The 13,280-nt window shown below is 61.9% G+C and carries 4 protein-coding genes; 1 reads left to right on the top strand and 3 read right to left on the bottom strand.

Annotated features, from left to right (window positions below; all coding sequences use genetic code 11):
* Window positions 1–5: 5 nt before the first annotated feature.
* On the top strand, window positions 6–2,009 hold the full coding sequence (gene gspD, locus ACMHLQ_RS00145; protein ID WP_415400580.1) for a type II secretion system secretin GspD: 2,004 nt from the start codon (window positions 6–8) through the stop codon (window positions 2,007–2,009).
* Between the two features lie 18 nt (window positions 2,010–2,027).
* Here the strand turns inward: gspD and ACMHLQ_RS00140 are convergent, their stop codons facing one another.
* Genes ACMHLQ_RS00140 through ACMHLQ_RS00130 form a run of 3 tightly spaced genes read right to left on the bottom strand, consistent with a single transcriptional unit; the run spans window position 2,028 to window position 13,239 of the window.
* Window positions 2,028–2,576, bottom strand: coding sequence for a hypothetical protein (locus ACMHLQ_RS00140; protein WP_415400579.1), 549 nt, complete (start codon window positions 2,574–2,576; stop codon window positions 2,028–2,030).
* 51 nt (window positions 2,577–2,627) lie between these two features.
* Window positions 2,628–3,170, bottom strand: coding sequence for a hypothetical protein (locus ACMHLQ_RS00135; RefSeq protein WP_415400578.1), 543 nt, complete (start codon window positions 3,168–3,170; stop codon window positions 2,628–2,630).
* 4 nt (window positions 3,171–3,174) lie between these two features.
* Complete coding sequence (locus ACMHLQ_RS00130) at window positions 3,175–13,239, bottom strand: PKD domain-containing protein (RefSeq protein ID WP_415400639.1); 10,065 nt, start codon at window positions 13,237–13,239, stop codon at window positions 3,175–3,177.
* Between the last annotated feature and the right edge of the window lie 41 nt (window positions 13,240–13,280).

Below are 13,280 nucleotides of genomic sequence, written 5' to 3'. Positions count from 1 at the left end.
TTTTCATGCAGTTCCTCAAATTGATCCTGTCGTTATCGCTGATCCTGTCCTTGGCCGCATGCGGTGATGAAGAGCGTGTGACACGGTCTTCTGCCCTGTTGGCGAATGCACCGCAGAAAGGATCGGCGGCCAACACCTCGACCCGGGTGGACGATCTGCGCGGGGCATTGAACGGACGGCAAGGCGATACACGTCGCTTGGGCACGGATGACTTCCTGGGCGAAGACACGGCCGCCGAAGGTGTCGCACGCAAGCTGGTGGACATCACGGATGAGGGTGAAATCACGCTGAACCTGCTGGATGTGCCCATCGAAGACGCCGCGCGCGCCGTGCTCAGCGACACGCTTGGGCGCAACTTTACCATCGTGCCGGGCGTTCAGGGCACAGTGACGCTCCAGACCACGCGGCCCCTGACCAAGAAGGCGCTGCTCGAAACATTCGAAACGCTGCTGGAACTCAACGGCGCGACCCTTCAGATCGGGGATGATCTGATCACTATCATCCCGATTGCGGGTGCCCCCCGCCGGGTCTCGCAACTGGGCACCGCCGGTGTCGTGGGATCGCGCGTCGTGGCAGTGCCGCTGGAATACATCGGCACAACTGAAATGGTCCGCCTGCTCGAGCCGATCACGGGGGCGTCGGTCAACCTGCAATCCATCCCCCAGCGCAACATCCTGCTGATTTCCGGCACCCGCGAGGAAATCAACGCCGCCATCGAGGCCGTGAACCTGTTTGACGTCGATGTGCTCAAGGGCAAATCCGTCGGTCTGTTCCGGCTGCGCGCGGCCGAACCCGAGGCCGTGGTCGAAGAGCTGAACCTGATCTTTGAAACCGGCGACGGCGGCAGCCTGCAAAACGTGCTGTCCTTCATACCGTCGCAACGGCTGGGCGCGGTTCTGGTCGTGTCTTCGCGCAACAGCTACCTCACCGATGCTGAGCGCTGGATACGCGATCTTGACCGTACCGCGGGCGGCACGAAACGGCGCCCGGTGGTCTACAGCCTGCAAAACCGCTCGGCCGTGGACCTGGCCCCGATCCTGACGGACATGCTGGAAAGTGCCGCCGAAGATGAAAATGGCACCGTGGAAGGTGTCGCCAAGATCGTGGCCGATGACACCAAGAACGCGATCATCGTCTGGGGCAATGACAAGGAGCAGGAAAACTTCTCGCGCCTGATCCACTCGCTGGACACGACACCCGTGCAGGTACTGCTCGAGGCGACAATTGCCGAAGTGTCGCTGAATGACGAACTGGATTTCGGGCTGCGCTGGTTCTTTGAATCCGGCAACTTCCGGGGCACCTTCTCGGATGCCTCGAACGGCAGCACCGGGTCGACCTTTCCCGGCCTCAGCTTTGCCTTTACCGGCGGCTCGTCAGCGGTGACGTTGAACGCGCTGAACTCGGTCACGGATGTGAACGTGGTGTCGTCGCCCTCGCTTCTGGTGCTCGACAACCAGGAGGCGCTGTTGCAGATCGGGGATGAAGTGCCGATTGCCACGCAACAGGTGGTCGATACCGCGTCACCCACGGCGCCCATCGTCAACACGATCTCGTTCCGCGACACCGGCATCATCCTCAAGGTCAAACCGCGTGTGTCCGCCTCGGGCCGCGTGATCCTCGACATCGAACAAGAGGTGTCGAGTGTCGCCACCACGACCACCTCGGGCATCGACAGCCCGACGATTTCCACCCGCAAGATCACCACGAACATCGCCGTGGACAATGGTCAGACCATCGCCTTGGGCGGGCTGATCGAGGAAAGCGGGAACACGACCCGTTCCAAGGTGCCCGGCGCGGGCGACGTGCCGATCCTGGGCGCGCTGTTCCGCAGCAAGAACAACACGGTCGCCAAGAGCGAACTTTTGGTGCTGATCACCCCGCGTGTCATCCGCAACGGTTCCGAGGCACGGGCGGTCACGGACGAACTGCGGGGCCGCATCCAGGGGGCGAACGGGCTGGTGCAGACCGGCATCGCCCAACAAAGCGTCGGACACCGCATCCTGCGGTAAATCGTCCGCACAGGCGCGTCAGGTCCAGCGCGACAGTTCGGCGTTCAAGTCCGGGTCAGACCTGAGCGTCTCGACCGCCAACGCCACGTCCGGCGCTGTGCGGCGGCGCTTGAGGGCGCGCAACAGGATGACACGCGACGGCCCATTGTCAGGATCTTCCAACAAGGCTAGCAGGTCGGGCACCTTCTTAGGCGTGAACGCGGCCAACACGGCATTGGCCAACGCCTCTTTGGTGCGCAGCGGCAGGATCGCGGTGTCGCCCTTGACCGGCGGGCCCTCCCCGCCTGGAGCGGCGCGATAAAGGGCAACGATGTCCGACCACGCCGCCTTGATCTCGGGTGCCTTGCCGGTCAACAAACCCGCAACAGAGGCCAGCGACCGATCCGAATGACCCCCCTGCAAAAAGGCGAGGAACTTGCCGATGGCGGCCCCATATAGCGGCGCACGCAGGATCGCATCATCAGGGATCTCCCGAAACGTCAGCCCCATGGCCCGCAATTCGTCTTCCAACGGGCGCAACTCGGCTGCGACGATATCCGCGCGTTGCGCGTTGGTCAGCGTGGGCACGCGTCCCACTCCGTCTGGCGTCGGCCCTTCTGGGCGCTCACACAATTGAACCTACACCGGATTTGCAAAGAAATGGGCGTCTTGAATACCGGACACCTGTTCCTTGAGCCTCTCAAACAGGGTATCCCCGAAAATCAGATCGAGGCTGCAGTTCCCGGGCGACCCGGTGCGTTGGGCGGTGGTCACGATATCTGTTGCACCAATTGGATTCTGGCCAGCCAACAGGCGCAATTCCCATGGGCGTTCTGCCAGTAACGAGTGCTCGTACCCACAGGTTTTGCACAATGGTTCGTCGCGATAGGCGCGCGCCTCGCCAAAGTCCCAGAAAACCTCCCTGCCGGGCTGCAGGACAAACCGGTTGCCAACAGCCGTGAACCGAACCGCGGACACCCCCGTTTCCATCAGCAAGTCATGCAAATGTTGCGAGACGAAAGGCACATCTTCGGCACTGACGGCAATGTCCGGCTGGCGCCCTTTCATCGGCATAAAGGGGCCCTGCCAAGGCTGAAGCGCAACAGCACATGTCGGACAACGCAGCGCATCGTCATGCAACAGGCGCTGACCCGTTGTCTTTGCGTCAAGAAGATATGGCATGCGCTTAACACCCGAAGTCTATGTCGAACTGCTCCTTCATATCTTTATAGAAGTTCCGTGTAATCCGCTGCATTTGTGCCATGGGGAAACGCTTGCGGATGAATTTGCCGCCGTAGCCCGGTGCATAGTCAAGGTCATAGCTGCGCAAGTAGAGCCGCATGGCCTTGTGCATCAGCCGGTGTTTGGCGCGGTCGATCTTCTTGAGGTTCGAGCGACGGTTATCACCACCGAGATATTGCGGGAAGCAATGGTGCAGGTCTGTGCGCGAATTGAACTCGGCACTCGCCTCGACGAGTTTTCCCGCATAGGCCAGATTGCCAACGATTTGCCCGGCAAGGCTGAACACACCACTTGCCACAGCCTCGATTGCAGCCTCACGGATTTCCGCCTTCGCAAAGTCCATCACGGTCATCTCGGGATGACGTGGCTTGCCTTTCTTGTTGCTGGTCAAACCGCCCGGGTCGATGTTCAATGTCGGGTTGTTTTCGACATAGGCCGTCAGGTTCAGGCTACCGGACTCGAACCCGATCGGGTCGGTTTGCACAAAGTTGGCAAGCACCGGATCCATCGAACGTGCGCGGTAGTGGTAGAGCCCGCTTTCACCATCGAACTCGCGGCCCGTGTACCCGTAGGGCTGGTCCAGGTCGCCGGTCGCCGTTCTGTTGCCGAAGCCGTCATAGTCGTAGGACACCGCGATCGCATTCGTGGCGATATCCACAACCGCGAGGATGGAGCCCAACCGATCCGCGTACATCTCGTAAACGGTGCCCGCACCCGGGGTCGGGTCGTCGGCATAAGCCTCGAACCCGATGGGTTCATCCACCATGTTGGTGTGCGCCCAGCGACGCACCAGCGTCACGCTTTCCGCCTCTTCGCTGTTGAAATCGGCGACGGTGGCCGCGATCAGTGTGCTGGCCGTCAGCTCCAGCGGTCCGGGCAGTTCGGGATCGAATGGGCCCAGGTCACCCTCCAGCCCGATGCAGGCAGGCGGCGCGATTTCAAAGAAATCGGGGACGATGAACAGAGGGAACCCTTCCTCTTGCAGGAAGCCCACGGTCATGGTCTCGGCGCCCTCCGGTCCTTCCAGGCGCTGGCGCAGACTGTCGCCCAGGATCAGGTCCTGTTGCAGCAGCTCGTCCCGCGTAATCCCGGCCAAACCCAGCTCGACATTGCACTCGGCAACCTGCTCGGGATCGACTTCGCCACCTGGTCCACCGGGACCGCCAGGGCCTCCAAGCAGTTCCAGACAGGCGGGCGGAACCTCGCCGCGGAACACAAAGCTGAGCGTTTCCTGCAACAGGAACCCTTCGCCGCCGGCATCGATCAGCAGATCAAAGGTCAGCACCGCATCCGGGCCGCCATAGCTGTCAATCAACTCGGTCGTGAGGCCAGGCAGTGGGAAATCGCTGCCGAATAGGTCCCGGTTCACAATACCGGCAAGCTGGAATTGGGCATTGCAGGACGCATAGGCCGGATTGCCACCGCCCCCGCCCGTACCACCACCGTCATCCGGGCCAACCACCGTGAATTCCAGCAGGATGTCATCAAAGGCAAGCGGATCGGTGATAGAGGTGTCGTAGATATAGGCCGTCGCGATGCGGCCCTGCACCTTGGCGATGCGCCGTTCCATGGCGTCATAGTGGTACTCGGTCGCCGCACCCGTTGCATCGGTATAGGTGATCAGGCGGTTCTGACTGTCATATTCATACAGCTCGGTCGCACCATTCGCCTTGGCCGTCTTGCTGATCCGGTTGCCCTTTTCATCATAGCCATAGGTGAAATCATCATCTTCCTGCAGCCGGTTATGGGCGTCGGATGTGTAAAGTGCAGACAGATGCGAGGCGAGGCGATTGCCCTCTTCGTCATAGGCATAGTCCTCGACCGGCACCGGGGTGCCCCCGCTCGAGGCGGGGATGCCTTCGGACACCTGCACAAGACGGTTCAGGTCATCATAGCTGATGCCCTTGGACCGGCTCGGGTCCAGTTGGTCGTTGATCCCGATCAGCTGGCCGTCCACATCGTATTGGTAGGCAAGGTCGGTCAGGGTCACGCCGGTCTGCACATGGGTCAGCGCCGCGAGCAAACCGTTGGTGTAGTCCATCGACGACACCCGACCCGAGGTCGAAGACAGGCCAACCCGTCGCCCGTAATTGTCATAGGACATGCCATAGCCGGTGCCCCAGGGCGTGCTGAGCGCGGTCAGCCGATCCTCGGAATCGTACCCGTATCCGTAGACCCCGCCAAAGCTGTCGCTCAGCGACACACGCCGGTCCAGGTCGTCATAGGCATAGGTCAGCGTGACCGCGGGCTGCACCCCCACAGACCCGTCCGTCGTGGTCGTGATCAAACGGTTGCGCGCGTCATAGGTCATGGTGACACGGCTGTCGTCATCCTCGGCAAGGATCACGTTGTCGCGCGCGTCATAGGCATAGCGCAGGGTGTTGTCGGGGGTGACAACCTCGATGCGGCGGCCCTTGTCGTCAAAGGTGGCGGTCTCAACGGCCCCATCCTCGCGGGTGAGACTGACAAGGTTGTCACGCCGGTCATAGCTGCGGCGCATCACCTGACCCAGCGGGTTGGTGCGCTGGATCATCCGGTCCAGCCCGTCAAAAGCAAACACCGTTTCGCCGCCGCGCCCATCCACCACGCGACGCACATTGTCGCGCCGGTCGTAGTCGAACGTTTTGACAAAGCCCTCGGCATCCGTGGTCTGCGTCAGGCGGCTGACCGCGTCGTATTCATAGACATGCGTGGCACCGTCACCATTGGAATGCTCGGTGACCTCGCCCGCCGCATTGTAGGTGCGCGTGATCGTGCCCTCGGCCGGATCGTCCACCGTGACCAGACGTTCAAGCGCATCATAGGTCATGGTTGTGGACAGGCCGGTTTCGTCCACCACTTCGGTGAGGTTGCCGACACCGTCATAGCCGTAGGTCGTGACGCCATCGATCACCGGCGCGTCCGACAGGCTGGCCAGAACCAGCGCCGATCCCACAGCGTCGATCACATCGACGGATGTGACCCGGTTGTCACTGTCATAGGTGCGCACAACCGTGCGTGCCGTGTCCGTGCCCACCCCTTCGGTGACGTCTGTGGCGTTGCCCTGCGCGTCATAGGCCATCTCGGTCACCGAGCCGTCGGCATAGGTGATCGACCCGAGGTTCTGGTCAGACAGGTAACCAAAGCGCGTGACGTTTCCGCGTTCATCCGTGCGGCTGAACAACTTGCCGCGCGAGGTATAGGCGCGCCGCTGTACACCACCTTCGGGATCGGTGATGGCCGTCACTTCACCGAAATTGTCATAGGCATAGGTGGTGGTGAACCCGTCACCATTGGTCATGCTGGTGACCTTGCTGAACTCGGGCTCGTAGACATAGGCCATGACGCGCTGTTCAGGCGTGCCAAAGGCTTCGATCATCTGGGTGATGTTGGCCTGCCCGTCATAGCTCAGCAAATCCACGCGCGTCCCCGACGCGGTGCCATCCGAGGGCCGCTCGAGGCGTTCGACAAGGTCGTTGAAATCGCGCTCCATCTTGGTGACGCGACCCAGCGGGTCTGTGATCTGGATGGTCGAGCCAAAGCTGTTCACAACCACTTCGGACAGTTCGCCCTTGCGGTCGGTGACGGTGGTCACCCGGTCTTCGGGGGCCACATAGGGGCGCGGGTTGCCCACGGCGCCGCCCAATCCGTCCACAAGGCCAAGGGACGATGCCGCTTGATTGCGAATGCTGGACCCATCGGGCAGCGTCGCACCGTTCAGACGCCCGGTATCATCATGGGTATAGAGGGTTTCGTTGCCGTTCTGGTTGATGGTCGAATTGAGACGGCCAAACTCGTCATAGGCAAAGCTGACGCGGTCGCCATCGGGCTCGGTCACGCCCACCAGTTGAACGTCCTGATACTCCATCTCGGTCACACGCCCGTCCGGATAGGTGACTGTCGTCAGACGTCCCCGGTCGTCATAGGCCATCAGGGTCACACCCCCGACCTGATCCGTGACCGAGGCCAAGGCCCCGTTGGTGCCATAGGCGAACTCGCGGCGGTTGCCTTGCGTGTCCACTTCGGCGGTCTGGCGGCCCTCGGCGTCAAAGATGACCTTGTTGCCATCCTTGTAGCGCCGCTCCCATCCGCCGTCGGGCAGTTGCACAAGGGTCGAAAACTCGCCCTTGCCCGCAACCAGATTGCCATCCGCAGAGGGTTTCGAGAAATCAATCGTGACGGTAAACCGCTGGAGCGAGATCAGATCAAGCGACCCGTCACCATCCACATCCGCCGCCTGCTGATCCGCGATGCCGTAATCCAGCAGACCCGCCTCGGCCGGTTGGAACGTGCCGTCGCCCACACCGCGATAGACAGACACTTCGGCCCCGGTGGTGGTGCCGTAACTCAGCACCATGTCCTGCTCGCCATCGCCCTGCACATCCAGCAGGAACGAGGCCGGACGGCTCGTCGCACTGGCCGGGAACGGCAGGATTTGCGGCGGAAAGAAGAACCCGACCGGATCGCGCAGGAAAATTTGCGTGCCCACGGGAGCATGGGTGGCGATGATATCGTCCAGCCCGTCGCCGTTCAGGTCGGCCACATCGAAATACTTGCCCAAGAGGTCGGTGCCCGCCCCGCCCAGATCGTCGTCAAACAGGTCAAAGTCGCGATTGCCCCGGTTGATGATGATCTGGATGCCGTCATCGATGCGGTAGATGATGTCGCGCAGACCATCGCCGTTGATATCACCGGTTTCGATCTGCAACCCGCTGTTGCCAAAGGATTGGCGGGCCACACGCTGGCGCACCCGCGCGCCATCGCCCCCGTAATCCACATAGATCTCGGTGTTGCCGAACCCGAAGAAGCCCGCAAAGCGGCTGAACACCGCATCCTCAAACCCGTCCCCGTCGATGTCATCCACAGCGATCGAGGTCAGCTGACCGAAATTGGTGATCGCCACCTGTTTGTCAAAGGCCCCAAGCCCCTGGTTTTCAAGGAAGGCCAGCGTGTCCGACCCTTGCGCGGTATAGGCAATGTCAGCCAGCGTATCGCCGTTCAGATCAATCGGCAGCGCGCCCTGGATGTTGGGGAAATACACACCGGTCGGCGGCACTTCGTTGCCATCCTCGACCTGCACAACGGCGGCTTCGACAAACTCGCGGCCCCCCAGGTTGGTCAGGGTGCGCACAGTCCCGTCGCCCGAATTGCCGAACACCACGTCCAGATCGCCGTCACCATCCAGATCGGCGGTGGAAATGCCCTGCGGGCCAATAGCCGGAAAGGTCAGGCGCGCGCCTTCATCAAATTCGGTAAATGTGGGTTCGGGGTCAAAGACCTCCACACTGTCGTCATCAATGATGGCAACCTTGCCATCCGGGCGCTGTACCAGCTTTTGCAGCTCATCAATGCTCCAGCCCTGCCCATAGGGGCTTTCTGTCTGGTTCTGCACATACAACTCGCCGCGATAAACACCCGACACGGTCGAACAGGCATAGCTGGCGCTTGAGTAATAGGTGTAGTCATAGCGCCCCTCGGACAGACCGGTGGCGTCAAACGGCATCGACTGGCGCAGCGTCACTGCCTCGCCCAGCAGCGCGGGCGCCGCCCCATTCAGCCCAAGGCGCGGTGTCCAGTTGCCGCTGTCATCAATGGCCAGGCCCGACAGATCAATGCGGGTCTGCACCGTTTCGGGCAGGGACGCCGTCTCGGAAATGGTGACATCGCCGGACACGATCACCGTGGGATCAGCGGCGGCAGAGTTATAGGCCAGCGAGATTTCCTGCATCCGGTTGAACGCGCGGTATCCCGGCAGCGTGTAGTTTTCGTTGAGGTTGCCCTCGAACGGGGTCAGTTCGCGGTTGTTGCCGCTGTTCATGTCCGCCGATGCAAGGGCGACGGGCGACTGCGGCAGGAAGGTGAACAGCGACGGGCCGGAAAAGCGTTGGGCAACAGCCGAAACAGTCGCCCCGCCCACATCGACAGAGGCGTTGGCCGCAGGGCGGAACAGGCCATTGGCATTGCTCAGGCGCCACAGTTCCAGCTGGGTCTCAGCAGGCAACAGATCGACATTGGGGCCGCTGATCGTCACACCAGCGGTAAAGATCGCGCCGGGCGCATCAAGCGCATAGATCTGGCAGGCATTGGTCTGCTCTGGCAGGCCCGGTTGTTCAAACAGGCGCGGCAAGGAGCCAAGGCAAATCTCGCCCGCATAGGCTGCACCGGAACCATCCTGAACCGTGTCGGCGCCAATCGTGACAGTCACGCCCGAAATGGCGCTGGCCAACACCGTCTCGACCCCCGGCAGCACAGGCGCACAGCCATCGCCCAGCGGGGTCAACAGGAAATCGGGATCAAGGTCACGGATCTGGTTCTCGGTGATGGTGATTACACGGGTATCGGCGCTGTAACCACCCGGTCCCCCGGCGGCAGAGGGCTCGACAAAGATCTGGTCAGACCCGGCGCCAAGCGATCCGATGGAAAACGTCCCGTCCGCCTCGGTCAGTGCCTGAACAGCCGCATTGCCCAGACGCACCGGAATTCCTGCCAGCGGGGTTTCGATCCCGTTGGCAAAGTCCACCGCATCAAGCACACGGCCCGTGATCGCGGTATCACCCGCCGCGCCGGGCACAACGCTGATGTTCAGCACTGCGCGATCGGTCAGCGACCCGTCCGAAACACCGACGGTAAAGGAATAGTCACCCTCCTGTCCCGCTTCGGGCCGGAACCGGATGGCCCCTGACGCCGCATCAATGCTGACACCAACAGGCAACGGCAACGGGTCAGCGAAAAAGGTCAGCGCATCCCCGTCCGGGTCCTGCGCGGTAAGATCAAGCACCAGTTCCAGCCCCAGCTCGACCGTGTACAGCACGTTGAGCGGGCCAAGGATCGGGGCCTGATTGCCGGACAGCACCGCAAAGGCCACAGTCTGGGTCGCAGTCGCAACACCGTCCGATACGGTGACCTCGATCACGTAATCACCGGCTGTTTCCGACAGGAAGCCGACGGTCGCATTGCCCAGATCCATCAGCATGGGATCGGCCCCAGCCGGGGCCGTCACAACGGCATAGGCAAAGCCCAGCGTGTCGCCATCCAGATCGAACGAGCCTGCCGCGCTAAAGATCGCCTCGGAGCCAAAGCCAACCTCGGCCGGGCCGGTGAACACGGCAACAGGCGCGCGGTTGGGCACATCCAGCGTGACAGAGGCCACGGGCGATGCAAATTCGAAATCCGCAACCACCAGGTCGAACACATAGGTGCCCTGCTCATCCGGTGTGAATGTGGGCATGACCGCGCTTGCGTCACTCAGCACCGCAACGCTGTCGACAGGTGCTTCGCGCAGGGTCCACGCATAGCTGAGCGCGTCGGAATTGGGATCGAACGATCCGCTGCCATCCAATGTAACTACATTGCCCACAAAGGCGGTCGCGGGCCCTGTCGCAACGGCAACGGGCGCCGTGTTCACCGCGTTCAGCGCGATCACCACAGGCTCGGCCTGCAGCGTGTCATCACGCACCGTCAATTGCAGTAGGTACAACCCCGTGCGATCGGGGGTAAAGCCAAGCGCTTGGCCCGCAACAGATTGCGCGCCCGGGTCTGACGGATCGATCACAGCGGCACTGCCATCCGGGCGATAGATCAGGGACCAGTCATAGCTCAGCGCGTCGCCGTTGAGGTCTGAGGCATAAAGGCCCCCGTCAATGGTCAGCGCATTGCCCGTGGGCGCCTCGAGCGCCGCGGCGGTGAACGTCGCGGGCCGGGCATTGCCATTGGTCGCAAACACGGTTTCAGGCAGCGACAGGCGATCCCCATCGCGCACGATCAGCTGCGCCACAGATGCCTCGAAATCCGGGGCATCGCCAAACAGGGTCAGCGTTGGCATGGCCAGGGCAGCGTCATTCAATGCCCCCAGCGTGTTGCCGGTCAGGCCCGTCACGGACCACGTGTAGTTCGGCACGTCCGCAATCGACGCACCACCATCCAGCGCTGCGGCACCGGCCGCATCGGCCAGCACATCGCCGCCCACAAAGGCCACGGGCTGCACACCGGTCGTGTCAATCACATAGGTCGCCGGAACCGATCCTGCCAAACCATCCGACACGATCAGTTGCACGATGTAGAGGCCGTCGACATCCGGCGTTAAAACTGCCGAAGGGCCATTGGACGCGACACCGGCCACAGAGGTCGCCGGGGCCGACAGCACAGACCAGTCATAGCGCAGCAGATCACCGTTCAGATCATAGCTTTGCTGCCCATCCAGCGCGACAGGCACACCAACGGCAGAGGGTTGCGCAGCCAGGATGCGCGCAACGGGGCGCACATTGCCCCCATCTGTGACCACAAGCACTTGATCGCTGCCCGCACCTTGCGGATCGCTGACGCGCAGATTGGCCAGATAGGCCCCTGCCCCGGTGGGCGTCACACTGACCTGACCGTCTGCGCCCGCACTCAACCCGGCACTCTCGCCCGCCGGTTCAATCAAGGCACTGAAGGCCGCGCTCAACTGGTTGCCGTCAAGGTCGCTCGACCCGTAAGGATCCAACGTAAACGTCTCGCCAGCGCCAAGCGCGACCTGATCAAAGCGCGCAGACGCCTTGGGCAACACACGGCGCTCGGACGTGGTGCCGCTTTCATAGAAATCGACACTCCGCTCGATCAGCTTGTAGCGCTTGAACCCGGATGTATCGACGACATCCAACAAGGTGACCGACCCCTTGCCCTCGCCCCATGTCAGGGTGAAATCGCGCACCTCGGGGTTGGGCGATATGAAAGCGTCCGTCAGGATATCGCCGTCATGTTCGATGAACTTGGCGAAATGCAGGAAATCCCACTTGGTCTTCAGCCGATAGGATTTGCCCTCAAAGGTGAACTTCAGGATATCGAACGTGTGCTCACGGCCGCTGTTGATGTCGAAACTCGGGATGACAACATCCTCGAAGGGGCCGCTCGACACGTCGCCCAGATCGAACACAACCGTGGCCGAGCCATCGTTGCCCAGCGTCTGCGTGAAGGGGCGGTTGAACCGCTCGCCCAGGCCGCAGAAATCGGCGCTGCGGTGGATCAGACCCGACCGCGACACGCCACTGCCCACCACGTTCTTGATGGTCAGCGCACCGCGCCCCACACCCCAGGTAAAGGTCAGATCCTTGTCGCGGGTGTTGATCCCGATCAGAACGTCCGTGTCCCTGTCGCCATCATGCTCGAGGAAATAGGCAAAATGCAGGAACTCAGAATGTTTTGACAGGCTGTAATCCTGCCCGCGGAAGGTGAAATTCACCCGGTCAAACGTGTGTTCGTGCCCGGAATTGACGTCAAAGCGATCAATGGCGATTTCCAGGGGCGGGCCATTGGTCACATCCCCCAACTCGAACGTCACCTGCGGACTGCCGTCGTTCTGCAACACCGTGTCGAACACGGTGCGGCACCGATCCGGCCCGCCATCCAGAGTGCGCACGACGCGGTAGACAGCCGTTTGCGATGTCTTGCCCGTGGCGTCCTGCACCGTGAGACCCAGATCGAACGTACCCGCCCCAGTCAGCGCCACGTCGGTTAGCGGGCGGGTGGAATCAGCAAAGGTCACCGTGCCGGTGGCAGGCGCCGCCACCACGGACCACGCATAGGTCAGCGCATCGCCGTCCACATCATAGGAACGCGTCCCATCCAGCGACACGTCCAACTCACCCGGCAGGCCGCGGCCATGGATCACGGCCACGGGGGCCACACTGTCCGTCGAAATCTGCAAGGTGGTCGTGGCCAGCGGCACAGTTGCACCCGCATCGGTTGCGGGATAGAGGTTCAGCTGCGCCTCATAAGACCCCGGCACATCCACGGTGACAAAGGGGCGCAACGCAGCCGCATCGGAAAAGGACGCCACCGAAGTATCGGGGCGCGACACCCAGGTCCATTCGGCACGCAGGGGTTGGGATCCGTCGACCGAAAAACCGTCTGTGGGGTCAAGCTGAACGCGCTGTCCCGTCTCGGCCGCAATGGGCCGCGACACACCGGACTCTGCGAAAACGGGTTGGGAATAGGCGAAAACGGCAATGAAAAAGAGAAACGCAAACAGCGCGCGCGCAACAAAGTTATTCATAATGTCCCCAGGTCGTAACAATTCTTATTTTGAAATCAGAC

Source organism: Tateyamaria algicola (assembly GCF_047715485.1).
Classification (GTDB): domain Bacteria; phylum Pseudomonadota; class Alphaproteobacteria; order Rhodobacterales; family Rhodobacteraceae; genus Tateyamaria.
Note: the sequence above shows the minus strand (reverse complement) of the source record. Positions and strands in the feature narration are given on the sequence as shown.